This window comes from Streptacidiphilus anmyonensis, assembly GCF_000787855.1.
Classification (GTDB): domain Bacteria; phylum Actinomycetota; class Actinomycetes; order Streptomycetales; family Streptomycetaceae; genus Streptacidiphilus; species Streptacidiphilus anmyonensis.
Map to the genome: position 1 here is coordinate 1 of NZ_BBPQ01000057.1, position 21,126 is coordinate 21,126.

Annotated in this window: 18 protein-coding genes and 1 pseudogene; 7 read left to right on the forward strand and 12 right to left on the reverse strand. The window is 70.6% G+C overall.

What is annotated here, in order from left to right; genetic code table 11:
- Positions 1–137: 137 nt before the first annotated feature.
- The 4 genes from TR50_RS32115 to TR50_RS32130 form a co-directional block, all read right to left on the reverse strand.
- Positions 138–1,646: a CoA-acylating methylmalonate-semialdehyde dehydrogenase gene (locus TR50_RS32115; RefSeq protein ID WP_042430459.1), complete on the reverse strand. Its 1,509-nt coding sequence runs from the start codon at positions 1,644–1,646 to the stop codon at positions 138–140.
- A gap of 154 nt (positions 1,647–1,800) precedes the next feature.
- Positions 1,801–2,349: a hypothetical protein gene (locus TR50_RS32120; RefSeq protein WP_042430462.1), complete on the reverse strand. Its 549-nt coding sequence runs from the start codon at positions 2,347–2,349 to the stop codon at positions 1,801–1,803.
- Between the two features lie 237 nt (positions 2,350–2,586).
- Entirely contained in the window at positions 2,587–3,981 is a 1,395-nt protein-coding gene (locus tag TR50_RS32125; RefSeq protein WP_042430465.1) for an NAD(P)/FAD-dependent oxidoreductase, read from the reverse strand.
- 78 nt (positions 3,982–4,059) lie between these two features.
- Positions 4,060–5,589 carry a gamma-aminobutyraldehyde dehydrogenase gene (locus TR50_RS32130; RefSeq protein ID WP_042430467.1) on the reverse strand — a complete coding sequence of 510 codons (1,530 nt, stop codon included), beginning with the start codon at positions 5,587–5,589 and terminating at the stop codon, positions 4,060–4,062.
- Between the two features lie 218 nt (positions 5,590–5,807).
- Here TR50_RS32130 and TR50_RS32135 point away from each other — a divergent pair, with 218 nt between their 5' ends.
- The gene (locus TR50_RS32135; protein WP_042430469.1) at positions 5,808–7,472 is read left to right on the forward strand and encodes a PucR family transcriptional regulator; all 1,665 of its coding nucleotides are present in this window, start codon (positions 5,808–5,810) and stop codon (positions 7,470–7,472) included.
- Between the two features lie 42 nt (positions 7,473–7,514).
- Positions 7,515–7,952, forward strand: a complete 438-nt coding sequence (locus TR50_RS32140; protein ID WP_042430567.1) for an Lrp/AsnC family transcriptional regulator — start codon at positions 7,515–7,517, stop codon at positions 7,950–7,952.
- Positions 7,953–7,999: 47 nt separating this feature from the next.
- Here TR50_RS32140 and TR50_RS32145 read toward each other — a convergent pair whose 3' ends face one another.
- Positions 8,000–9,436 carry a gamma-aminobutyraldehyde dehydrogenase gene (locus TR50_RS32145; protein ID WP_042430471.1) on the reverse strand — a complete coding sequence of 479 codons (1,437 nt, stop codon included), beginning with the start codon at positions 9,434–9,436 and terminating at the stop codon, positions 8,000–8,002.
- A gap of 176 nt (positions 9,437–9,612) precedes the next feature.
- Here TR50_RS32145 and TR50_RS32150 point away from each other — a divergent pair, with 176 nt between their 5' ends.
- The 4 genes from TR50_RS32150 (at position 9,613) to TR50_RS32165 (ending at position 13,541) form a co-directional block, all read left to right on the forward strand.
- Positions 9,613–10,086 carry an Lrp/AsnC family transcriptional regulator gene (locus TR50_RS32150; RefSeq protein ID WP_042430473.1) on the forward strand — a complete coding sequence of 158 codons (474 nt, stop codon included), beginning with the start codon at positions 9,613–9,615 and terminating at the stop codon, positions 10,084–10,086.
- Positions 10,083–11,462, forward strand: a complete 1,380-nt coding sequence (locus TR50_RS32155; protein WP_042390424.1) for an aspartate aminotransferase family protein — start codon at positions 10,083–10,085, stop codon at positions 11,460–11,462. Before TR50_RS32150 ends, TR50_RS32155 begins: the two co-directional genes overlap by 4 nt.
- A gap of 214 nt (positions 11,463–11,676) precedes the next feature.
- Positions 11,677–12,429, forward strand: a complete 753-nt coding sequence (locus tag TR50_RS32160; RefSeq protein ID WP_042430474.1) for an ABC transporter ATP-binding protein — start codon at positions 11,677–11,679, stop codon at positions 12,427–12,429.
- Positions 12,411–13,541, forward strand: a complete 1,131-nt coding sequence (locus tag TR50_RS32165) for a hypothetical protein (RefSeq protein WP_042430476.1) — start codon at positions 12,411–12,413, stop codon at positions 13,539–13,541. The genes TR50_RS32160 and TR50_RS32165 overlap by 19 nt, the downstream gene beginning before the upstream one ends.
- Positions 13,542–13,621: 80 nt before the next feature.
- On the opposite strand, the gene rlmN is transcribed toward TR50_RS32165, so the two are convergent.
- The 7 genes from rlmN to rpsB all read right to left on the reverse strand — a co-directional run bounded on the left by rlmN (position 13,622) and on the right by rpsB (position 20,443).
- Positions 13,622–14,749 (reverse strand): dual-specificity RNA methyltransferase RlmN, encoded by a 1,128-nt coding sequence (gene rlmN / locus TR50_RS32170; RefSeq protein WP_042430478.1) that lies wholly within the window; start codon positions 14,747–14,749, stop codon positions 13,622–13,624.
- Between the two features lie 168 nt (positions 14,750–14,917).
- A complete protein-coding gene (locus tag TR50_RS32175; RefSeq protein ID WP_042430479.1) occupies positions 14,918–15,319 on the reverse strand; it encodes a hypothetical protein in 402 nt (133 codons plus the stop codon).
- Between the two features lie 214 nt (positions 15,320–15,533).
- Positions 15,534–16,787 carry a phosphatidate cytidylyltransferase gene (locus TR50_RS44800; RefSeq protein WP_236654678.1) on the reverse strand — a complete coding sequence of 418 codons (1,254 nt, stop codon included), beginning with the start codon at positions 16,785–16,787 and terminating at the stop codon, positions 15,534–15,536.
- A 146-nt stretch (positions 16,788–16,933) separates the two neighbouring features.
- Complete coding sequence (frr, locus tag TR50_RS32185) at positions 16,934–17,491, reverse strand: ribosome recycling factor (protein WP_042430480.1); 558 nt, start codon at positions 17,489–17,491, stop codon at positions 16,934–16,936.
- A gap of 118 nt (positions 17,492–17,609) precedes the next feature.
- Positions 17,610–18,359, reverse strand: coding sequence for a UMP kinase (pyrH, locus tag TR50_RS32190; protein WP_042374618.1), 750 nt, complete (start codon positions 18,357–18,359; stop codon positions 17,610–17,612).
- Positions 18,360–18,583: 224 nt separating this feature from the next.
- Positions 18,584–19,417: a translation elongation factor Ts gene (tsf, locus tag TR50_RS32195; protein ID WP_042430482.1), complete on the reverse strand. Its 834-nt coding sequence runs from the start codon at positions 19,415–19,417 to the stop codon at positions 18,584–18,586.
- 135 nt (positions 19,418–19,552) lie between these two features.
- Positions 19,553–20,443, reverse strand: a complete 891-nt coding sequence (gene rpsB / locus TR50_RS32200) for a 30S ribosomal protein S2 (RefSeq protein WP_042430485.1) — start codon at positions 20,441–20,443, stop codon at positions 19,553–19,555.
- A gap of 329 nt (positions 20,444–20,772) precedes the next feature.
- On the opposite strand from rpsB, the pseudogene TR50_RS49315 reads away from it, so the two are divergent.
- Positions 20,773–21,126, forward strand: a pseudogene (locus TR50_RS49315) (hypothetical protein); the annotation flags it as partial.

Below are 21,126 nucleotides of genomic sequence, written 5' to 3' on the forward strand. Positions count from 1 at the left end.
GATTTCCAGTGGTTTTGTCATCCCATTTCCCTCCCCTTCATCGGGGTGGTGGCCGGGGCAACTCGGAGAACGTTACGGGGCCCGGCAGGCCGAGTCAAATCGGCTTGCCGGGCCCCGTCGGGTCCTGTACCCGCAGGTCAGGAGTTGGTCGGGAAGCCCAGGTTGATGCCGCCGTGGCTCGGGTCGAGCCAGCGCTGGGTCACGGCCTTGCCGCGGGTGAAGAACTGGACGCCGTCCGCGCCGTAGGCGTGCGTGTCGCCGAAGAGGGAGGCCTTCCAGCCGCCGAAGGAGTAGTAGGCGACGGGCACCGGGATCGGCACGTTGATGCCGACCATGCCGACCTCGACCTCGTTCTGGAAGCGCCGGGCCGCGCCGCCGTCGTTGGTGAAGATGGCGGTGCCGTTGCCGTAGGGGTTGGCGTTGATGAGCGCCAGGCCCTCGTCGTAGGAGTTCACCCGGACGACGGACAGGACGGGGCCGAAGATCTCGTCGTTGTAGACGGACATGCCGGGCTTGACGTTGTCGAAGAGCGTCGGGCCGAGCCAGAAGCCGTCGACGGTGTCGTCGCCCGCGATCGGGTGCTTGCGCCCGTCCACGACGAGCTCCGCGCCGTCGGCGACGCCCGAGTCCAGGTAGGAGACGACCTTGTCGCGGTGGACGCCGGTGACCAGCGGGCCCATGTCCGAGTCGCCGGCGCAGCCGGGGCCGACCTTCAGGGTGGCCATGCGCTGCTTGATCTTCTCGATCAGCTCGTCCGCGACCGGCTCGACGGCGACGAGGACCGAGATGGCCATGCAGCGCTCGCCCGCCGCGCCGAAGCCGGCGTTGATCGCGGCGTCGGCGGCGAGGTCCAGGTCGGAGTCGGGCAGGACCAGCATGTGGTTCTTGGCGCCGCCGAGCGCCTGGACGCGCTTGCCGTAGCGCGTGCCGGTCTCGTAGACGTAGCGGGCGATCGGGGTCGAGCCCACGAACGACACGGACTTGACGTCCGGGTGCTCCAGCAGGCGGTCGACCGCGACCTTGTCGCCGTGGACGACGTTGAAGACACCGGCCGGGAGGCCGGCCTCGGCCCACAGCCCGGCGAGGAAGTTGGCGGCGGACGGGTCCTTCTCGGAGGGCTTCAGCACCACGGAGTTGCCCGCGGCGATGGCGATCGGGAAGAACCACATCGGGACCATCGCCGGGAAGTTGAACGGCGAGATGATCGCGACGGGGCCCAGCGGCTGCCGGATCGAGTAGACGTCGATACCGGTGGAGGCCTGCTCGGTGAAGCCGCCCTTGAGCAGCTGCGGGATGCCGCAGGCGTACTCGACGACCTCGAGGCCGCGGGCGATCTCGCCCAGCGCGTCCGAGTGCACCTTGCCGTGCTCGGAGACGATGATCGACGCGAGCTCGTCCTTGCGGTCGTTGAGCAGCTCGCGGAACTTGAACAGCACCTGCGTGCGCTTGGCCAGCGAGGCGTTGCGCCAGTCGGCGAAGGCGGTGACGGCGGCGGACACGGCCGCGTCGATCTCGCTGATGGTGGCGAAGTCCACCTGGCCGGAGACCTTGCCGGTCGCCGGGTCGTAGATGTCACCGCGACGCGGGGCGGCTCCGGCCGTGGGGACGGCCTCACCGGCGATCCAGTGGGTGATGTGCTTGCTCAACGTCTGCCTCCGAGTCCAGGCGGGGCACGCGGAATGGGCTTCCAGCGGTGCGAGAGGGGTGCGGGATGCTGTGCGGTGCCGCGCTCTCCTCCCATTCTGTTTCGGCCTTGGAGGACGCTCAATCATCAGCCTGTCGGGTGATTTCGGATCTGCCTTACACCTCGTCCGGCTCATGGGGCGTGTGGCCGTCGCGCGGGCCGCCTCCCTCCCCCTCGTACCCGCTCTCGTACTCCGTCTCCCCCATCTCGCCGCCCAGTCCGGCGGTCAGCAGGGCGGCCGCCTCGTGCATGGCGAGTTCGAGCAGGACCGGATCGTTGAGCAGGCCGGTGCCGTCCGGCGGCACCAGCCAGCGCAGGCCGCGTCCGGCGCGGGAGGGGTGGGGGACGGCGAGCCAGGTGCCGGGTCCGGAGGTGCGGATGCCGGTGCCGACCCAGCGCGCGGCGGTGCCGGGGGGCACGAAGAAGCCGAAGCGGTAGTCGCCGAAGTCGACGAGCACGGGCCCGGGGTCGTTGTCGAGGCGCAGCAGTACGTCGGCGGTGAGTCTGCCCAGGTCGCCGGGGACGACCAGGACGTCCCAGAGTCGTCCGGCGGGCAGCAGCGCGATGCCCATGGCGCTGCGTTCCCACTCCCACCGGCATGCCTCCGGGTCAGGGGCCGCCGCGGCGAGCCACTCCACCGCGGCGTTCGGTTCCAGACTTCCCATGGCTCTCGCCCTCCACATCAGCCGGCCGGGCCCCGGGGGTGGCGAATCCGGGGTCACCGGGAGAGAGCGCTCCGATGTCCGACTCTTACAGCGTTTTCCGGACCATCGTGAGGGCGGCCGGGCTCGTGGTGGTGAGAAGGTGCGTATAGGCGCGAAAGCGGCGCACACCCGCTATAGGGTGTGCGCCGCCATGTTCATGCCGAACCGAGAGCGTCCGGCGACGACGGCCTGCCGTGGCTAGCTGTCGAAGCCGAGACCCAGGGCGTCCATGGTCTTCAGCCACAGGTTGCGCTTGCCGGCGTTGTGGTCGGCGCGGTCCAGCGACCACTTGGTCATCTCGATGCCCATCCACTTCACCGGCTCGGGCGGGAACGGCAGCGGCTTGCTCTTGACCATCTCCAGCTCGGTCCGCTCGGTCTTCCTGCCGGCGAGCAGGTCGAGCATGACCTCCGCGCCGAAGCGGGTGGCGCCGACGCCGAGGCCCGTGTAGCCGAGGGCGTAGGAGACGCGGCCCTTGTGGGCGGTGCCGAAGAACGCGGAGAAGCGGCTGCAGGTGTCGATCGCACCGCCCCAGGCGTGGCTGAACTTCAGGCCCTCCAGCTGCGGGAAGGCGGTGAAGAAGTGCTCGGCCAGCTTGACGTAGGTCTCGGGCCGGTGGTCGTACTCGTCGCGGACCTTGCTGCCGTAGTGGTAGACCGCGTCGTAGCCGCCCCACAGGATCCGGTTGTCGGCGGAGATCCGGAAGTAGTGGAACTGGTTGTTGGAGTCGCCGAGACCCTGGCGGTTCTTCCAGCCGATGGAGGCGAGCTGCTCCTCGCTGAGCGGCTCGGTCATCAGCGCGTAGTCGTAGACGGGGGCCAGGAACGGGCGCAGCCGCTTGACCAGGCTCGGGAAGATGTTGGTGCCGAGCGCGACGTGCCGGGCGAAGACCCGGCCGTAGGGGGTCTTGGCGGCCATGCCCGAGCCCTTGGGCGCCAGGCCCGTCGCCGGGGAGTGCTCGAAGACGCGCACGCCGAGGTCCTTGCAGGCGCGCTTGAGACCCCAGGCCAGCTTGGCCGGGTGGACCATCGCGACGTCGTCGCGGTGCCACAGGCCCGCGAGGAAGGTCGGCGAGTCGACCTGCGCACGGACGGCGTCCGCGTCGAGGAACTCCGACTCGACGCCGTACTCGCGCATCAGCTGGGCGCCCTCGCGCAGCTCGTCGACCTGGTGCGGCTCGGTGGCCACGTCCAGTTCGCCGGTGCGCTCCCAGTCGCAGTCGATGTCGTAGCGCTTGACGGCGGCCTCGATCTCGTCGAGGTTCTCCCGGCCGAGGCGCTCCAGGGTGCGCAGCTCGTCGGGCCAGCGCTCCAGGCCGTTGAAGAATCCGTGGGTGAGGCTGGCCGCGCAGAAGCCGCCGTTGCGGCCGGAGGCGGCCCAGCCGATCTCCTTGCCCTCCAGCAGGACGACGTCGAGGGAGGGGTCGCGCTCCTTGGCGATCAGGGCGGTCCACAGGCCGGTGTAACCGCCGCCGACGACCAGCAGGTCGCAGTGGGTGTCGCCGACCAGGGCCGGCTCGGGCTCCGGCTTCGCGGGGTCCGCGAGCCAGAAGGGCGTGTACTGGACGTCGGCGATCGAATGGGCCGGATCCATAGGTCTCACTGCTTTCTTGGTCCCGGGCGGTCTGTCTTGCCGCCCGGGACGTAGAGGGTGGGAGAAGCGGGGACCGGATTACCGGTCGCCGAAGATCGTGCGGTGCCAGTCCTTGCGGGCCACGGCCGTGATGTCCTGCATCACGTGCTTGACCTGCGTGTACTCGTCGAGCGAGTACTGCGACATGTCCTTGCCGTAGCCGGAGGCCTTGTAGCCGCCGTGGGGCATCTCGCTGATGATCGGGATGTGGTCGTTGACCCACACGCACCCGGCCTGGATCTCGCGGGTGGCGCGCAGGGCGCGGAAGGTGTTGGTGGTCCAGGCGGAGGCGGCCAGCCCGTAGGGGGTGTCGTTGGCCAGCTCGATACCCTCGTCGTCGGTGTCGAAGGGCAGCACGACCAGGACCGGACCGAACAGCTCCTGCTGGACGATCTCGGCGTCCTGGGCGACGCCGGTGACCAGCGTCGGGCGGTAGTAGGCGCCCTGGGTGAGGTCGGTGCCGTCGTGGCCCTTCTCGGGGGCGAAGCCGCCGGCGGCGATGGTCGCGCCGTAGCCGCGGGCGCGCTCGACGAAGCCGGCGACCGAGTCGCGCTGGCGCTCGGAGACGAGCGGGCCGAGGTCGGTCTGCGGGTTGAAGGGGTCGCCGAGGCGGACCGACTCGAAGATCTCCGCCGCGCCGGCCACGAAGGCGTCGAACAGCGGGCGCTGGACGTAGGCGCGGGTGGCGGCGGTGCAGTCCTGACCGGTGTTGATCAGCGAGCCGGCGGCGGCGCCGTTGATCGCGGCCTCCAGGTCGGCGTCGTCGAAGACCACGAAGGGGGCCTTGCCGCCGAGCTCCAGGTGGGTGCGCTTGACGGTCTGGACCGCGACCTCGCCGACGCGGGTGCCGACGCCGGTGGAGCCGGTGAAGGAGACCATCGAGACGTCCGGGTGGCCGATCAGGTACTCGCCGACGCTGCGGCCCTTGCCGGTGACGACGTTGACGACGCCGTCGGGGATGCCCGCGTCGGTGCAGGCCTGGGCGAACATCAGCGAGGTCAGCGGGGTGAGCTCGGCGGGCTTGAGGACGATGGTGTTGCCCGCGGCGATGGCCGGGAGGATCTTCCAGGCGGCCATCTGCAGCGGGTAGTTCCACGGCGCGATGGAGCCGACCACGCCGATCGCCTCGCGGCGGATCGAGGAGGTGTGGCTGCCGGACCACTCGCCGGTGGCCTTGCCCTCCAGGTTGCGGGCGGCGCCGGCGAAGAAGGCGGTGTTGTCGATCGTCCCGGGTACGTCGAACTCGGTGGTGAGCTTGATCGGCTTTCCGGTCTGCGCGGACTCGACCCGGGCGAAGTCCTCGGCGCGCTCGGCCAGGATCGCGGCGAGCCTGGTCAGCGCCTCGCTGCGGAAGGCGGGGGTGGCGCCGGACCACGCCGGGAAGGCGCGCTTGGCGGCGGCCACGGCGGCGTCGACGTCGGCCGTGGAGGCCAGGTCCACACGCTGCACGAGGCCGCCGTCGGCGGGGCTGGTGACGTCGAAGGTGTCTCCCGATGTGCCCTTGCGCAGGGCGCCGTCGATGTACTGGGCTCCGGCGTCGAAGCGGTCGCCGACGATGGTCCGGTCCATGGGTATCTCTCCTCGGGAGAATGCGACGGGCGGGACGCCCGTCCTGCGACGATGCCCGCTCGGGGAAGGGGCGGGCAAGCGACAGTCTGCAAGGCGGATCATTACCAGCATCACACAGTGCAAAGCCGATCCCGGGCGACACCTCGTTGCCGGAATGTCGCCCGAGCCTGACACTATGGAGGCGTCCCCCGTTCGCCCCACAGAGCCCGAGGACCCCTATGTTCCCCACCGTCGCCCGCGTCCTGGAGCTGGACGTGGTCAGTCGCGGCCTCCCCGAGGTCGTGGCCGGGGCGCAGCACCTGGAGCGCCCGGTGCGCTGGGTCCACGTCAGCGAACTGGCCGACGTGGCCGACATGCTGCAGGGCGGGGAGCTGATCCTGACCACCGGCATCGCGCTCCCCGAAGACCGCGAGGGCCTGGCCCGCTACGTGCGCGAGCTCGCGGAGGTCGGCGCGGCGGGCCTGGTCGTGGAGTTCGGGCGGCGCTACTTCGACTCGCTGCCCCGGGCGCTGGTGCACGCCGCCGAGCAGCGCGGGCTGCCGCTGATCGTGCTCCGGCGCGAGCTGCGCTTCGTCCAGGTGACCGAGGCCGTGCACGCGCTGGTGGTCAACGCGCAGCTGGAGGAGCTGCGTTCGTCCGAGGAGATCCACCAGACCTTCAACGAGCTGGCCGTCGAGGGCGCGGAGCCGGTCGAGGTCGTGCGCCAGGTGGCCCGGATGGCGGGCGCGCCGGTCGTGCTGGAGAACCTCTCGCACCAGGTGCTGGCCTACGACACCGCCGGACAGAACGCCCAGGTGGTGCTGGCCGGTTGGGAGTCCCGTTCGCGCGGGGTGCGCCCGAACGGCCGTACCGGCCACGATCCGCGCACGGGCTGGCTGACGACGTCCGTCGGCGCGCGCGGGCACGACTGGGGCCGCCTGGTCCTCATCGGCAAGCCCGGCTCGACGCAGGAGGACGCCGTCCCGCAGCCGGCCTCGCACCGCCACACCATGCTGGTCGAGCGCGCGGCGGCGACGCTGGCGCTGAACCGGCTGATGGTCCGCGACCGCGAGTCGCTGGAACGGCAGACGCACCGCACCCTGCTGTCCGGCATCCTCACGCACGCGCTGACCGTCTCCGACGTGGCGCTGCGCGCCTCCGCGCTCGGCGTCCCGCTGGAGGGACGCCGCCTGGTCGGCGTCGTGCTGCGGCAGCGGCGCGGCCCGCTCCCGGCCGCACTGGAGGCGCAGGCGCGCCTGCGGGACTTCACCGAGACGGCGGCGGCGGCCGTGCGCGAGCGGCGGCTGACGGCGCTGGTCGGCGCGCTCGACGACGAGGCCGTCGGCCTGCTGGTCTCGCTCGGCCCCAAGGACGACGAGCACTCCGCGCTGGACGGCTTCGCCGGCGTGCTGCGGCGTCTGGTCACCGAGCAGGAGGACGGTCCCGAACCGGTGGTCGCGGTGGGCTCCTCCGTCGGCTCGGTCCGCGACGCGCGCCGCACCCTGGTGGAGGCCACGCAGGTCGCCGACGCGGCACTGCACGACACCCCGAGCGCCCCGGGCACCCGCTCGGCCTCCTACTACCGCCTCCCGGACGTCCGGCTGCGCGGCCTGCTGCACCTCCTGCGCGACGACGCCCGTCTCCAGACCTACGTGGAGCGCGAGTTGGGCCCGCTGCTGGCCTACGACGCGGAACACAACAGCCAGTTGATCGCGATGCTCCGCATCTACCTGGAGCAGGGCCGCAACAAGTCCGCGGCGGCGGACGCCGCCCACCTCTCCCGTCCGTCCTTCTACGACCGCCTGCACAAGGTGGAGCGGGTGCTCGGCGTGGACCTGGACCAGGTGGAGTCCTGCCTGTCGCTGCACGTGGCGCTGCTGGCCCTGGACGCGGTGCGGCGGTAGCGGCCGACTGGTCTTCCTGTTGGACCTGGCACCCTAGTGCCCGTGGACGACATCGACCGGGCCATCCTGCGGGAACTCCAGAGCGACGGCCGGATCCCCTACGCGGACCTCGGCCCCAGGGTGGGCCTGTCCCCCTCCGCCGCGCGGCAGCGGGTGCAGCGGCTGATCGACGCGAAGGCGGTGCAGGTCGTCGGGGTGACCGACCCGATGGCGATGGGCGGGCAGGCGATGGCGCTGCTCGGCATCCGGGTCGACGGGGACGCGCGGGCGGTCGCGGACGCGCTCGGGGAGCGCGACGAGGTGGTCTACTCGGTGCTGACCTCCGGCGGCTACGACCTGTTCGCCGAGGTGGTCTGCCCGGACCCGCGCGCGCTGCTGGACTTCATCAACGACGTGGTCCGCCCGGTCGAGGGCGTGACGGCCGTCGACAACTTCCCGTACTTCGGGATCCACACCCACCGCTTCGCGTGGAACGTGTGAGGGGCGCGAGGCCGCAGCCCCGCGCCCCTCACCGGTGCGTCAGGATGTCACTCCGCGATGGAGGTCATGACGTGCTTGATCCGGGTGTAGTCCTCGAAGCCGTAGGAGGAGAGGTCCTTGCCGTAGCCGGACTTCTTGAACCCGCCGTGCGGCATCTCGGCGACCAGCGGGATGTGGGTGTTGATCCACACCGCGCCGAAGTCGAGGCGCTTGGCCATACGCATCGCCCGCGCGTGGTCCTTGGTCCACACCGAGGAGGCGAGCGCGTACTCGACCCCGTTGGCGTTGCGGACGGCCTCGGCCTCGTCGGAGAACTTCTGCACGGTGATGACCGGGCCGAAGACCTCGTTCTGGATGATCTCGTCGTCCTGGTTCAGGCCGGAGACGACGGTCGGGGCGTAGAAGTAGCCCTTGTCGCCGACGCGGTGGCCACCGGCCTCGACCTTGGCGTGGGCCGGCAGGCGCTCGATGAAGCCGGTCACCTGGGCGAGCTGGTTGGCGTTGTTCAGCGGGCCGTAGAGCACGTCCTCGTCGTCCGGCTGACCGGTCTTGGTCTCGGCGGCGGCCTTGGCCAGCTGGGCCACGAACTCGTCGTGGATCGACTCGTGCACCAGCACGCGGGTGGCGGCGGTGCAGTCCTGGCCGGCGTTGAAGTAACCGGCGACGGAGATGCCCTCGACGGCGGCCGGGATGTCGGCGTCCTCGAAGACGACGACCGGGGCCTTGCCGCCCAGCTCCAGGTGGACGCGCTTGACGTCCTTGGCCGCGGAGGCGGCGACCTGCATGCCGGCGCGGACGGAGCCGGTGATGGAGGCCATCGCCGGGGTCTCGTGCTCGACCATGGCGCGGCCGGTCTCGCGGTCACCGCAGATGACGTTGAAGACACCGGCGGGAAGGATGTCGCCGATGATCTCGGCGAGCAGCACGGTGGAGGCCGGGGTGGTGTCCGACGGCTTGAGCACCACGGTGTTGCCCGCGGCGATCGCCGGGGCGAACTTCCACACGGCCATCATCATCGGGTAGTTCCACGGCGCCACCTGGGCGCAGACACCGACCGGCTCGCGACGGATGATCGAGGTCATGCCGTCCATGTACTCGCCGGCCGACTTGCCCTCGAGCAGGCGGGCGGCGCCGGCGAAGAAGCGGATCTGGTCCACCATCGGAGGAATCTCCTCCGAGGCGGTCAGCGCGATCGGCTTGCCGGTGTTCCGGGACTCGACGGCCACGAGCTCCTCGGCCCGTGCCTCGATCGCGTCGGCGATCTTCAGCAGGGCGAGCTGGCGCTGCGAGGGGGTGGTGTCCCGCCACGTCTCGAACGCGGCAGCGGCGGCGGCCATGGCCGCGTCGACGTCGGCCTGGGCCGACAGCGGGGCCGTGGCGTAGACCTCGCCCGTCGTCGGGTCGATGACCTCGGTGGTGCGGCCGTCAGCCGCATCGGTGAACGCGCCGTTGATGTAGTTGCGCAGCTTCAGAAGCTCGCTCACTTCGGGACCTCTTCTCGACTTCTGCTTGGGCGACGTCGGTATCGTCGCGCCCAGGGTAGCTCTGCACTGTGGTTATCGACAGACCCGGGCGACGAAGACGATGGATTCAGTATCGATTCCAAGCTCCAGCAACGGAATCACTTGCGAACATCCGAACGATCAGGCAAGGTGACCTCGTGGCCAACCACAACCGGAACGCCAATGTTCCCCTCGACTCCGTCTCCAAAGCGATCATCGAACAGCTTCAGGAGGACGGTCGCCGCGCCTACGCGAGCATCGGCAAGGCCGTCGGCCTTTCCGAGGCGGCGGTGCGGCAACGCGTCCAGAAGCTCCTTGACCAGGGTGTCATGCAGATCGTCGCGGTGACGGATCCCCGCACCGTGGGTTTCTCGCGGCAGGCGATGGTGGGCATCACCGTCGAGGGTGACGTGGAGGACGTCGCCGACGCGTTGGTCGCCATGGACGAGGTCGACTACGTCGTGGTCACCGCGGGCTCGTTCGACCTGATGGCCGAGCTGGTCTGCGAGGACGACGAACATCTCCTCGACCTGATCAACAAGCGCATCCGCGCGCTTCCCGGCGTGCGGAGGACCGAGAGTTTCGTTTACCTGAAACTCCGGAAACAGACCTACACCTGGGGTACCCGATGAGCGCCGACGCGGTCGCCAACAAGGACCTGTCCAAATCCGCCTACGACCACCTGTGGATGCACTTCACCCGCATGTCGTCGTACGAGAAGAACCCGGTGCCGACGATCGTTCGCGGCGAGGGCACTTACATCTACGACTCGAACGGCCGCAAGTACCTCGACGGTCTCGCCGGTCTGTTCGTCGTGCAGGCCGGCCACGGCCGCAAGGAGCTGGCCGAGGTCGCCCGGAAGCAGGCCGAGGAGCTGGCCTTCTTCCCCATCTGGAGCTACGCGCACCCGATGGCGATCGAGCTGGCCGAGCGTCTGGCGAACTACGCCCCCGGCGACCTGAACAAGGTCTTCTTCACCACCGGTGGCGGCGAGGCCGTCGAGACCGCGTGGAAGCTGGCCAAGCAGTACTTCAAGCTCACCGGTGAGCCCACCAAGTACAAGGTGATCTCCCGCGCGGTGGCCTACCACGGCACCCCGCAGGGCGCCCTGTCCATCACCGGCCTGCCGGCCCTGAAGGCCCCCTTCGAGCCGCTGGTCCCGGGCACCCACAAGGTCCCGAACACCAACATCTACCGCGCCCCGATCTTCGGCGACGACCCGGAGGCCTTCGGCCGCTGGTGCGCCGACCAGATCGAGCAGCAGATCCTGTTCGAGGGCCCGGAGACCGTCGCCGCCGTCTTCCTCGAGCCGGTCCAGAACGCCGGTGGCTGCTTCCCGCCGCCGCCCGGGTACTTCCAGCGCGTCCGCGAGATCTGCGACCAGTACAACGTGCTGCTCGTCTCGGACGAGACGATCTGCGCCTTCGGCCGCCTCGGCACGATGTTCGCCTGCGACAAGTTCGACTACGTGCCGGACATGATCACCTGCGCCAAGGGCATGACCTCGGGCTACTCCCCGATCGGCGCCTGCATCATCTCCGACCGCCTGGCCGAGCCGTTCTACAAGCAGGACAACACCTTCCTGCACGGCTACACCTTCGGTGGCCACCCGGTCTCCTCGGCCGTCGGCCTGGCCAACCTCGACCTCTTCGAGCGCGAGGGCCTGAACAAGCACGTCCTGGAGAACGAGAACGCGTTCCTCACGACGCTGCAGAAGCTGCACGACCTGCCGATCGTCGGCGACGTCCGCGGCAACGGCTTCTTCTACGGCATCGAGCTGGTGACCGACAAGGCCACCAAGCAGTCGTTCACCGACGAGCAGTGCGAGCGCGTGCTCTACGGCTTCCTCTCGAAGGCGCTCTTCGAGAACGGCCTGTACTGCCGCGCCGACGACCGTGGCGACCCGGTCATCCAGCTCTCGCCGCCGCTGACCGCGGACCAGTCCACGTTCGACGAGATCGAGCAGATCCTGCGCAACGTGCTGACCGAGGCGTGGACGAAGCTGTAAGCCGCTAAGGCTTCCGCGCTGACTTTCCGTCACCACCCTCCACCACAGGGCGGCCCCGGCTACTCCAGCCGGTGCCGCCCTGTCGTGCTCCTCCCGGGATCCTTCACTCGTGTGAGTGATAAAGACGACACGCCGCGTAATACCGTCACGCAACCCCCACACCTTTCCCTCGTTCATAATCTGTGAGCCACAACTCACAGAGGCGGAGGAAGCCGTGAGCGTCGCACCACCCGACAACGACGTGCTGTGGGCACGTTCGCTGGTCAAGTCGCACCACGGCACCCCTGCGCTGCGCGGCGTCTCCCTCAACGTCAGGGAGGGCGAGGTGCTGGCCGTCGCCGGCCCGCGCGGCTGCGGCAAGACCACCCTGCTGGACGTGCTCAGCGGCATGCTGCCCGCGGACGAGGGCGAGGTCTGGTTCAACAGCTCCCCCGTGCACACGCTCGGTCGAGCCGCCCGGGAGCGGCTGCGCCGCGAGCGCTTCGGCTACGTCGGCCCCGAGCCGCAGCTGGTGCCCGAGCTGAACGCGCGCGAGAACGTCGCGTTGCCGATGCTGCTGGCCGGACTCCCCCGCAAGGTCGCCGCGACCTCGGCCGCGGAGTGGCTGGAGCGCCTCGACGTCGCCGACTGCGCCAAGCGCCGCCCCGCCGAGCTGCTGCAGGACCAGCGCCAGCGGATCGCCGTCGCCCGCGCCCTGGCCGCGGACCCCGCCGTGGTCTTCGCCGACGAGCCCACCGCGCCGCTGCACCGCGAGTCGCAGGACCAGGTCATGCGGATACTGCTCACCGCGTCGCGTTCGCACAAGATCACCCTTATTCTGGCCACGCATGACGCGAGCGTGGCCAGATATGCCAACCGGGTGGCGGTGATGGCCGACGGACGTCTCGCCACACCTGTCGACGCCCGGGACGCCGTCGCTCTGAGCGAGCTCGAAGAGGACGCCCCTACGTGTTCTACCTCCGTGTAGCGCGCGGCTACCGTGCGCTGGACCTGCTGCGCTGGGTCCTGACCAGCGCCGCCTCGGCAGTCGTGGCCGCGTTGCTGCTGCGCGCGCTCGGCCGCGCGGTCTCCACGCCCGCCCCCGCCCCCGCCGGACCGTCCCTCGACCGCCTGCTGTGGTGCCTGCCCGCCCTCGTGGGCGTCGCCTACCTGGCCGGCGCCTGGGCCCGCGCGCTGCCGCTGCAGCAGCCCGAGCGGATGGCCGGCCTGGTCGCGGCCGGGGTCGGGCCGCTGCGGATGCGCCTGCTGCTCGCCGGGGAGATGGCGCTGGCCTGCGCGTTCGGTGCGGCCATCACGCTGGGCGGCTTCCTGCTGCTGCGGGCGCACGTGGTGGAGCTGCTCCCCGACGGACGCCTCGACGACGCCCTGGGCACCCACGGCGCGCTGCCCTTCGCGGGCACCCTGACCCTGCTGGCGGTCATCCCGGCGCTCGGCGGCCTCGCGGCCGCGGCCTCGGTCCGGCCCCAGGACGTCGTCCCCGTCGACGGCTCGGACCAGCCGCAGCGCCGTCCCACCGCGCGCCGCATCGCCCTGGCCGCCGGTCTGCCGTCACTCGGCACGCTGATCGTCGTGACCGCCGTCCGGGTGAACGCCCCGCAGGCGGCGGCGGTCGGCTGGTTCGTCGCCACCGCGGGCATCGCGCTCGCCGTCCCGGTGCTCCTCTACGCCGCGGGCGAGGCCCTGGCCTGGGGCCGCCCGCGCGCCACCAGGCTGCTCGCCGGCCGCGGCCTCCAGGCCCAGGCGTGGCGCCTGGGCACCCCGCTGGCCGTCCTCTCCGTCGTCGGCGCGATCGGCGCCGCCGCCTGGCTCCAGTACGTCTCCGACCAGCACCGCCACCTGGGACCGCTGCCGCTGGTCGAAGCGGGCCTAGTGGGCCTCTGCGTCCTCGGCGCGCTCCTCACCCGCCTGGCCGAGCTCGCCGGCGCCCACCGCGCCGCCTACACCCCGCTGCGCCGGATGGGCGCCCCGACGACCGTCCTCCAGGGCTCCATCGCCCTGCGCACCGCAGCCGCCGGCGCCGTCGTCCTCGCCGCCGCCACCGGCGCCGGCCTCCTCGCCTGGGCGGCGTTGGGCGTCTGACCGACAGGTGAAGACCGAAGGCCGCCGGGAGCAGGTGCTCCCGGCGGCCTTCGGTCTTTCTCGCCCGTGGTGCGCGGAGCTCAGCCCGCGGCGGCCAGCTGGCCGCAGGCGCCGTCGATCTCCTGGCCGCGGGTGTCGCGGACGGTGACGGGGACGCCGTGGGACTGGAGGCGGCGGACGAACTCGCGCTCGTCCTCCGGGCGGGAGGCCGTCCACTTGGAGCCCGGGGTGGGGTTCAGCGGGATCAGGTTCACGTGCGCGTTGTGGTTCTTGAGCTTGCGCCCCAGCAGGTCCGCGCGCCAGGCCTGGTCGTTGATGTCCTTGATCAGCGCGTACTCGATGGAGACGCGGCGACCGGACTGCGCCGCGTAGTCCCACGCGGCGTCCAGGACCTCGTCCACCTTCCAGCGGGTGTTGACCGGCACCAGCTCGTCCCGCAGCTCGTCGTCCGGCGCGTGCAGCGAGACCGCGAGGCGGACGCTCAGCCGCTCCTCGGCGAGCTTGTTGATCGCCGGCACGAGGCCGACCGTCGAGACGGTGATGCCGCGCTGCGACAGCCCGAACCCGGCGGGGGCGGGCTCGGTCAGGCGGCGGACGGCCGCGATCACGCGCTTGTAGTTGGCGAGCGGCTCGCCCATGCCCATGAAGACCACGTTGGACAGCCGCACCGCGCGGGCCTCGCCGTCCTCGCCCGCCTGCTCGCCGCCGAACTCGCCGGCCTTGATCGCGCGCATGCCCGCAGCGATCTGCTCGACGATCTCCGCAGTGGAAAGGTTGCGCGTCAGCCCGGCCTGGCCGGTCGCGCAGAAGGGGCAGTTCATGCCGCAGCCGGCCTGCGAGCTGATGCACATCGTCACCCGGTCCGGGTACTTCATCAGCACCGACTCCACGAGCACGCCGTCGAAGAGCTTCCACAGCGTCTTGCGGGTGGTGTCGTCGTCGCAGGAGACGTGCCGCACCTCGGTCATCAGCTCCGGCAGCATCGCCTCGGCGAGCTTCTCCCGGGAGGTGGCGGGGATGTCCGTCCACTCCTCCGGCCTCGCGGCGAGCCGCCCGAAGTACTGACGCGACAGCTGGTCGGCCCGGAACGGCTTCTCGCCGAGCGCGACGATCGCCTCCTTCCGTTCGGCGACGGAGAGGTCGGCAAGATGACGCGGCGGCTTGGCCCCGCGGGGCGCGACGAAGGTGAGTTCACCGGGTTTAGGCATAGTGAATCCAGTGTCTCAGATCAGGGACCGGTTCCCTGGTGGGCGACTGCGGGGGCTGTCACCGCCGATGGTCAGCTGTCGTCGTCGGCACCGGCCTGCGGATACAGCGCCCGCCTCGTCAGATGCCCGACACCGGGTGCAGGACGCCGCCGCTCGGGGCCGCGAGGCTCAGTCGTGGTCGGGGTGGTTGCTTCGTCGAGCCAGCTTGGCGTCCGCGGCGGCGATGTCCCGCTGCCTCTTCTGCTCGGCCCAGCCGGCCGCCTCCTGCTTCTTCGCCGTCCTCACGGCCTCGAGCTTGGGCGTGTCCAGGACCACGTGCTGACGGTCCGCGCCGTAGCGGACCGGCACGATCGTGCCCACGTCGAGATCTCCGAGCTTGTGGGGGTCCAGTCTTCTCGAGGAGAAGACGGCCTGGGTGCCGTCGTCGAACTTGATGTGTCCTTCGACGTCGATGTAGAAGCCCCCGGCACCGTTCTCGGTCATGGGTGCCCCGAGCTTCCGCGCGGTGATCACCCCCTGGCCTTCGAGGCCTTCGCGCAGCAGCTTGTGGTGCAGGAGCTTTTCGAGCATGGAGAGTCCCTTCCCCAGGGGAGCGGCCGACGACACACGGTGGCTGGACACTAGCTCACGACCGTCCGGGCCCACCACGCCCGGATGCTGAACAGCCGGACAGCCCGGAGACGACCCAGGCTGCACAGCGCGAAGCCGATGCCCGGAAATGCCGTAGGCCCCGCCGGGAGGCGGGGCCTACGGGTGAAGCGAAGACGGTGCGGCGGGGACGGGCTCAGCCCGAGCCGACGAAGCCGACGAGGACGAGCCAGACGACCGGGGCGGTCGGCAGCAGGGAGTCCAGGCGGTCCATGATGCCGCCGTGGCCCGGGAGGAGCGTGCCCATGTCCTTGATGCCGAGGTCACGCTTGATCATCGACTCGCCGAGATCGCCCAGGGTCGCGGAGACCGCGACACAGGCGCCCAGGACCAGGCCCTGCCACCAGCTTCCGCCGGTGATCATCAGCTGCATGCCCGCCGCGCCGGCGATCATGCAGAGCAGGACGCCGCCGGCCAGGCCCTCGCGGGTCTTGCCGGGGCTGATCCGGGGAGCGAGCTTGTGCTTGCCGAAGCGCGAACCGGCCGCGTACGCGCCGGTGTCGCTGCAGATGGTGAGCACCAGGAAGAGGGCCACCCGCTGCGGGCCGTCGTCGGCGGCCAGCATCAGCATGACGAAGGTCGCCAGGAAGGGGACGTAGAAGGCGGTGAAGATCCCGGCCGTCACGTCCCGCAGGTAGTTCTCCGGTGGCTCCGTCATCCGCCAGACCAGCACGGCGAGGCTGGTCAGCGCCAACGCCACCACCGCGGCCTCCGGGCCGCCGAGATAGGCGGCCACCTCCATCGCCGCGCCGCCCACCAGCAGCGGGATCAGCGGGACGCGGATGCCCTTGGCCTCCGTGAGCCGGGTGGTGAGCTCCCACATGCCGACGCTCACGGCGGCCACGACCACGCCGACGAAGAGCCACTTGACCACGAAGAGCGAAGCCAGGATCACCGCGCCGAGGCCGAGGCCCACGCCGACGGCGGCCCGCAGGTCGCGTCCGGCCTTCGGCGCGGACTTCTCCGCCGCCTTGGGCGCGGGCGCACCGTTTCCGGGCACACCGTTGCCGGGCGCAGCGTTGCCGGGCGCGCCGGGGCCCGCGGGGCCTCCGGGCGCCGCCTGGGCCGGGCCGCCGGGCTGATGCTCGGGGGCCGGCGGGACGGGAGGCATGTACTGAGTGTGCGCCATGTCCGTGTCCGCGTGCAGACCCTGCGGCTGCTCGGCGCCGTACTCCGGGGAGTACGGCGGGCGGCCGCCCGGCGGGACCTGGCCTCCGGGCACGGCCTGCCCGTAGGCGGCCTGCGCGAACGGCTGCTGCGGCTGGTGCTGGTGCTGCGGGGGCTGGGCGTGGCCGTAGGGCGGCTGGTGGGGCTCCGCCGGCTGGCCGTAGCCGGGCGGCGGCCCGTACGGAGGCTGGGCGTGCCCCGCCGCCGGCCCGTGGTCGGTCACGGGCGGCAGCAGCGTGGTGGCCTGATCGTCACCGAGCGGCGCCGATCCCTCCGGCGCCGATCCCTCCAGTGGCAGTCCGTGGCCCTGTGCGCGGGCCCCGGCACCCCTGTCTCCAAGAGTGGGCCCCCAGAAGGAATCGTCGTTCATCAGACCTCGAGCAGCTCGGCTTCCTTGTGCTTGAGCAGCTCGTCCACCTGGGCGACGTAGCGGCTGGTGACGTCGTCGAGCTCCTTCTCCGCGCGGCGCACCTCGTCCTCGCCCGCCTCGCCGTCCTTGACGAGCTTGTCGAGCGTGTCCTTGGCCTTGCGGCGGACGTTGCGGATGGAGATCTTGCAGTCCTCCGCCTTGGTCCGGGCGACCTTGATGTACTCCTTGCGCCGCTCCTCGGTGAGCTGCGGGAAGTTCACACGGATGATCGAACCGTCATTGCTCGGGTTGACGCCGAGGTCCGAGTTGCGGATGGCCTCCTCGATCACCCGCAGCGAGCTCTTGTCGAACGGCGAGATGACCGCCATCCGCGGCTCCGGCACCGAGAAGGAGGCAAGCTGGTTGATCGGGGTCATCGTGCCGTAGTACTCGGCGACGATCTTGGCGAACATCGCGGGGTGCGCACGGCCGGTGCGGATCGCGGCGAAGTCGTCCTTGGCGACGCTGACGGCCTTCTCCATCTTCTCCTCGGCCTCGAGGAGGGTCTCTTCGATCACAATCTGCTCCTGTCCGGGGCGACCCGGTCTCGAACTGCTGGAACTACTTCGCTTCTCCCGGGCACGTTCACTCAAGGCAGCCCGGTTGTCCATCCCCCGCGAGCGGGAGCCGAGCGCCTCAGGCGGTGGGCGCGTCCGTGCTGATCAACGTCCCGATCTTCTCATTGCGAACCGCCCGGGCGATATTGCCCTCCTTGAGCAGCTCGAAGACGCGGATCGGCAGGTCGTTGTCCTTGCAGAGCGTGATGGCGGTGAGATCGGCGACCTTGAGATCCCGGGCGATCACCTCGGAGTATTCCAGGGCGTCGAACTTGACGGCGTCCGGGTTGATCCGCGGGTCGGAGTCGTAGACGCCGTCCACGCCGTTCTTGCCCATGAGCAGCACCTCGGCGTGGATCTCCAGCGCGCGCTGGACGGCCGTGGTGTCGGTGGAGAAGTAGGGCATGCCCATACCGGCGCCGAAGATCACGACGCGGCCCTTCTCCAGGTGCCGCACCGCGCGCAGCGGCAGGTAGGGCTCGGCGACCTGGCCCATCGTGATCGCGGTCTGCACCCGCGTCTCGATGCCCTCCTTGTTCAGGAAGTCCTGGAGCGCGAGCGAGTTCATCACGGTGCCGAGCATGCCCATGTAGTCCGAACGGGCGCGGTCCATGCCGCGCTGCTGCAGCTCGGCGCCGCGGAAGAAGTTCCCGCCGCCGATGACCACGGCCACCTCGGTGCCGGCCCGCACCACGGTGGCGATCTCACGGGCGATCGCGTGCACCACGTCCGGGTCCACGCCCAGTCCGCCGCCGCCGGCGAAGGCCTCGCCGGAAAGCTTGAGCAGTACGCGGCGACGCGTGGTGCCCTCGTCATCGGTCATCTGCATCGGCTCCTCCTTGTGAAGCACAGCCTTGTGAAGCACAGCCAGCTCGAACTCGGCCGGTGATGCTGGTGGTGCGCATACCCCGGATGGGGGGCACGGATATGAGAAAGAGGCCACTGCCGCCGGAACCTGTTCGGTCACCCGCAGGGCAGTGGCCTCCTCGTCGTTCTCACGACTCACATCGTAGGGGCTGGCCGGAGCCGGCCCCGCTGCTCGACCCTTACGGATCAGGCGCCGACGCGGAAGCGAACGAAGCGGACCAGCTTGACGCCGGCCTCGTCCAGAACCTTCTGGACGGTCTTCTTGTTGTCGCGGGCGTAGGCCTGCTCCAGGACCGCGTTCTCCTTGACGAAGCCGGTGACGCGACCCTCGACGATCTTCGGCAGGGCGGCCTCGGGCTTGCCCTCCTCGCGCGCGGTGGCCTCGGCGATGCGGCGCTCGTTGTCGAGCACCTCGGCCGGGATCTCCTCACGGGAGAGGTAGGTCGGGCCGAAGGCGGCGATGTGCTGCGCCACGCCCTTGGCGACGTCCTCGTTCTCGACGTCCAGCTCGACCATGACGCCGATCGCCGGCGGCAGGTCCGGGTCGGTGCGGTGCATGTAGACGTTGACGTAGTTGCCGTCGTTGAACTGGGCGAAGCGACGGAAGACGATCTTCTCGCCCAGGCTCGCGTTGGCCTCGTCCACGAACTGCTGGACGGTCTTGCCGGGCTCGATCTCGGCGGCCAGGGCGGCGTCGATGTCGGCCGGGGAGTTCTTGGCGACGAAGGCGGCCAGCTCGTTGGCGACGGCCACGAACTTGTCACCCTTGGCGACGAAGTCGGTCTCGCAGTTCAGCTCGACCAGGACACCGGAGTTGCCCTCGACGAGGGAGACGACGGCGCCGTTGGAGGCGTCGCGGCCCTCACGCTTGGCCACACCCTTCTGGCCCTTGATGCGGAGCAGCTCGACGGCCTTCTCGACGTCGCCCTCGCTCTCGTCCAGCGCCTTCTTGCAGTCCATCATCCCGGCGCCGGTGAGCTCGCGGAGCTTCTTGACGTCCGCGGCGGAAAAGTTCGCCATGGTTCCTGAGTCTCTTCTCGCGTTGTCTTGTGAAGTGAGCGAAGAATCGGGGCGGTTCGGCCCACGATCCGACACACGGGAGGGGTACGTCGGCGATCGCCGCCGTACCCCTCCCCGGTCAAGCGTTCAGGCGGGTCAGGCCTGCTCGGCCTCGGCCGCGGGGGCCTCGGTGGCCTCGGTGGCCTCGGCGTCGGCGACCTTCTCGGTCTCGGCGGAGGTCTGGACCTCGGCGTCGGCGGCCTTCTTCTCGGCACCGGCGAGCTGCTCGAGCTCCCACTCGGCCAGCGGCTGGTCCGCACCGGACTCGGCCGGCTTCGCGTCGGCCTTGGCCGCACCGGAGCGGGCGATCAGGCCCTCGGCGACGGCGTCGGCGACCACGCGGGTCAGCAGGGTGACCGAGCGGATGGCGTCGTCGTTGCCCGGGATCTTGTAGTCGACCTCGTCCGGGTCGCAGTTGGTGTCGAGGATCGCGACGACCGGGATGTTCAGCTTGCGAGCCTCGCCGACGGCGATGTGCTCCTTCTTGGTGTCGACGATCCACACGGCGGACGGCACGCGCTGCATGTCGCGGATACCGCCGAGGGTCTTCTCCAGCTTCTCGTACTCGCGCTGCAGGACGAGGAGCTCCTTCTTGGTGAGGCCGGAGCCGGCCACATCCGTGAAGTCGATCTCGCCGAGCTCCTTGAGGCGCTGCAGACGCTTGTAGACGGTGGAGAAGTTGGTCAGCATGCCGCCGAGCCAGCGCTGGTTGACGTAGGGCATGCCCACGCGACCGGCCTGCTCGGCGATGGCCTCCTGGGCCTGCTTCTTGGTGCCGACGAAGAGGACGGAGCCGCCGTGGGCGACCGTCTCCTTGACGAACTCGTACGCGCGGTCGATGTAGTTCAGCGACTGCAGCAGGTCGATGATGTAGATGCCGTTGCGCTCCGTGAAGATGAAGCGCTTCATCTTCGGGTTCCAACGACGGGTCTGGTGACCGAAGTGGACGCCGCTCTCCAGCAGCTCCCGCATCGTGACGACGGCCATGGCCGTGCTCCTTGAGGTTGCTCGGTTGTTCCGCCGCGGCCGGTGGCCGAGGCGCCTGACGCCCTGCTTCGTGCCGGCTCCTGGGCTCCCACGAGGGGCTCGCCGAGGACCGAGCGGCACTGCGCCGGAGGACCGGCGCGGGGCGTGCGAAGTCGACCCGGCACGCCGGGTCGCGACTGAAGTGTACGGGACGCGCCGCACGCCGAGCGACCTGCGCCCGGCGCAGGGGCTCACTCGAAGGGGTGGCCGGCTTTTCCACAGGGCCTGAGTTGTCCACAACTCGACCCGGCGGGGTCGGGGTTGTCCGTCCGGGGGAAGAGAGTGCGGGCATGACCCACACCACGCCCGCTCCCGCGTTCGCCCCACCGCCTCCACTGCCGCCGCTTCCCGGCGGACGGCGGGTGCTGCTCGTGGTGGGCGTGCTGCTCTGGCTGGCGACGGCGGCGCTTGGCCCGCCCGGGCGGGCGCACGCCCAGCCGCCCGCCGGCGCGTCCGCGCCAGGGCTCGCACGGGGACCCGCGCTGCGTCCGGCGGTGGGTCGGGCGCTGGGTCCGGCGCTGGGTCCGGCGCTGCGTCCGGCGGTGGGTCGCGCGCCGGGAGCCGCACCGGGGTCCTGGCTCCGGCCCGCAGCGAGGTCTGCGCGGGGATCCGCACTGGGCCCCGCTGCCGGGCTCACGGCGGGG